The following is a 751-nucleotide window of genomic DNA, read 5'->3' as shown; positions in this document are numbered from 1 at the left end:
TGAGGTTTTCCCGGCAACTTATGTGGCACTCTGAGTGATCGTTTTGAGGTGGCGTGGTCGTTCGATGTGGAAGAACGCCAAGGCCGCGCGGGCGATGGTGCCGATTCGCCACGGATTCAAACTGACTTTGTCAAGACACCCGAACCGGACTTTGAGGTCGGCGTTCGCCTTCTCCGCCAGGGCTCGCAGCGCGCCGATCACCTTATTGTACTGGCGTTCCACATCCGTCAGCTCGCGATACTTCGGCTTCTTATGGCCCATGCGCACAGCGGGGAAGTCGCGGAACTTCTTGTAGCCGAGATCGACCAGCACCAACAGGTGCGATTCCTTGGGCACGCCGACGTTGATCAGCGCGATCGCCCCTTCGACGCCGGTCAGGTGTGCGGCGGTCGTGTCGTGCTCGCGGCCGGGCCGGGCCTCGCCGATCCACAGTGGGAACCCGTCGGGGGCGGAGATGACCTGGAGGTTCACCCCGTGGCGGTGATGCTTGCCCGAGAAGAACAAGTCACAGCCCTCGGTCGGGCCCTCGACCGTGACGCGGTTGGTGGGAATGAGCGTACCGTCGAGGCCGATATGGCTGTCACCTGCGGATCGGGCGGCGTCGATCGCGTCGTGGAGGGTTGGTGCGCATGCGGCGAGGACTTCCAAGCCTTCCCACAGGTAGGTGTACGCGGTGGTCTTGGGCAGGGCATTGGAGGCGGCGAGTTGCTTGATGCGGGTGCCGTCGATGAGGAACCGCAGCGTGTAGATC

The 751-nt window shown here is 63.4% G+C and carries 1 protein-coding gene; it reads right to left on the bottom strand.

All coding sequences use genetic code 11. The annotated features are described in order from the left end of the window. Window positions 1-18: 18 nt before the first annotated feature. On the bottom strand, window positions 19-751 hold a 733-nt coding region (locus L0U85_RS20140; protein ID WP_241379557.1), incomplete at its 5' end, for a transposase family protein.

The organism is Glycomyces sp. L485 (assembly GCF_022548875.1).
Lineage (GTDB): Bacteria > Actinomycetota > Actinomycetes > Mycobacteriales > Micromonosporaceae > Glycomyces.
The sequence above is the reverse complement of the archived record's forward strand: the minus strand, read 5'-3'. Positions and strand labels throughout refer to the sequence as shown.